Here is a 2,256-nt window from a genome sequence, read left to right as displayed (position 1 = left end):
AAAGTATCGAGTTACAATTACAAGTACATTTTTCATTTCTTCTTTTTTCAATACTTCAAGCATGGGAATTCCTGCTGTGCCACTAGGCTCACCATCGTCAGAGTATCTCTGTGTAAGTCCATCTTCTCCAATAATGTAAGCGTGGCAATTATGTGTTGCAGACCTTTCTAATTCTTTAATATTTTTTAAAATTTCAAGGGCTTCATCTTCACTTTTTACAAAGAAGGCTCGCCCAATGAAAATAGATTTTTTTATTTCTATCTCAGCTTTGCCATTTTTTAAAATCGAATTATACATTTACAACATAATCCTTTACTTTTTCATATTCGCCCTGATTAAGCCTTAATTCTAAATAAATACCATCCTCTTCATAAATTGGCTTGGCATCAAATTTTTCTACTAGTTTGTATAGAAGACCTGTATCTCCATAGGTGAATTTTAATTTTACGTCAAAATATTTTTCCTCGAGATTTTCTTCAATAATCCTTAGAAGGGCATCCATATTTTCATCTTTTTTTGCAGAAATATACACTTTTTTATCTGGAAGAACTGGAAGTGGTAAATTTATGTCGTATACATTTACCTTGTCAACCTTGTTAAAAACTGTGATTATATTTTTATCCAATACATCAATGTCTTTTAATATTGCCATAGTAGTTTTGTACTGAATTTCTAAATCTTCGCTTGATGCGTCAATGACGTGAAGAATTAAATCTGAATATTTTATTTCTTCAAGAGTTGATTTAAAAGCTTCGACAATTTTTGTTGGAAGTTTTGAAACAAAACCAACGGTATCAGAAATTATAAATTCACGCCCAGACAAAAGTCTAGCCTTCCTTGAAGATGGATCTAAAGTTTCAAAAAGCATATTTCTTACAGAAACCTCTCCAGAATCCTCGTCCTTTAATCTATTTAAAATCGTAGACTTGCCTGCATTTGTATAACCAACAAGTGATACAATGGGAATATTGCTATCAAGTCTTCTAGTTCTAGTAGTGTCTCTAGTTTTCTTTGCCTTCTCAAGTTTTTCTTTAATCTTGTCGATTTCCCTTTTTAACCTTCTTCTGTCGGTTTCAATAATTTGCTCTCCAGGACCTCTTGTACCAATTCCACCACCAGTCCTTGACCATCCTTCGATACCAAGAAGTCTAGGTAATTGATACTCCAACATTGCAAGTTCAACTTGAAGCTTTGCCTCGTAAGTTGTTGCTCGAAGTCCAAAAATATCTAATATTAAATTTGTCCTATCGATTACTTTCTTTTTTATTCTCTTTTCCAAATTTCTTACTTGAATTCCAGAAAGTTCATCGTTAAAAACAATGGCATCAACTTCTAAAAGTTCTACCATTTCCTTTATTTCGTCAACTTTTCCAGAGCCAATTAAATATTTTGGATTAAACTTATAAATATTCTGCGTAACTTCTCCCACGACCTCTGCACCATCTGCAAAGACAAGATCTGATAACTCCTTCATAGATGTCTCTAGGCTGTGAGGATAAGCGCCAATATTAGTACCGACAATAATTACTCTCTCTAACTTTTTATTTGAATTTAAATTCTCTAAATAAACATTATCCATAATTATATTATACTACATAATGCTAAGATTAAAAAACTCACATAATAGTATTTGGCTTGCTAAAATGATATAATTAAAAAAAGGAGTAACTATGAAAAATTTTGCAAGCTTAAAAAATAATTTTAAAAACTTAAATAAAACTCAAAAAATTAAAATTGCACTTTTAATCCTGCTTTTAATTTTTGTTTTAATTATTTCGCTTTTTTCAGCACTTATTATTTCAATAATTTCAAAAACTCCTACCACAGATCTAAATAATTTGAGTTCTTCCTTTAATCAGAGCTCCTATATTTATTCTAAGGATGGAAATTTAATTGAAAAAATTGAATCACTTGAATATAGAACTCTCGTGGATATAGATGACATTCCCGACAATGTAAAAAATGCCTTTGTCGCAATTGAAGACCATAGATTTTATAAACACAAGGGTCTTGACCCAATTGGCATTGCATCTTCTATTGCCGCAAATATAAAATCAAGATCCCTTATGCGCGGTGGATCTACTATTACTCAACAACTAGTTCGTTCTGTCTATCTAACAAATCAAAAAACTCTTGGCAGAAAAATTCAAGAGGCTTATTTATCTCTAAGAGTGGAAGACGTGCTAGATAAAAATGAAATTTTAGAAGCTTACTTAAATAGAATAAATTTGGGACAAGGTGCCTATGGCATTGAGG

General features: G+C 31.5%; 3 protein-coding genes. 1 reads left to right on the top strand and 2 read right to left on the bottom strand.

What is annotated here, in order from left to right; genetic code table 11:
- Both MR285_RS05265 and hflX read right to left on the bottom strand, forming a co-directional pair.
- On the bottom strand, nt 1-297 hold a 297-nt coding region (locus tag MR285_RS05265; protein ID WP_293558751.1), incomplete at its 3' end, for a YigZ family protein.
- Entirely contained in the window at nt 290-1,579 is a 1,290-nt protein-coding gene (gene hflX / locus MR285_RS05260) for a GTPase HflX (RefSeq protein WP_293558749.1), read from the bottom strand. The genes MR285_RS05265 and hflX, both read right to left, overlap by 8 nt.
- Nucleotides 1,580-1,670: 91 nt before the next feature.
- On the opposite strand from hflX, the gene MR285_RS05255 reads away from it, so the two are divergent.
- Nucleotides 1,671-2,256, top strand: a 586-nt coding sequence (locus MR285_RS05255) for a biosynthetic peptidoglycan transglycosylase (RefSeq protein WP_293558747.1), incomplete at its 3' end; no start/stop codon positions are given.

This window comes from Peptoniphilus sp. (assembly GCF_022767005.1).
Taxonomy (GTDB): domain Bacteria; phylum Bacillota; class Clostridia; order Tissierellales; family Peptoniphilaceae; genus Peptoniphilus_A.
Note: the sequence above shows the minus strand (reverse complement) of the source record. Positions and strands in the feature narration are given on the sequence as shown.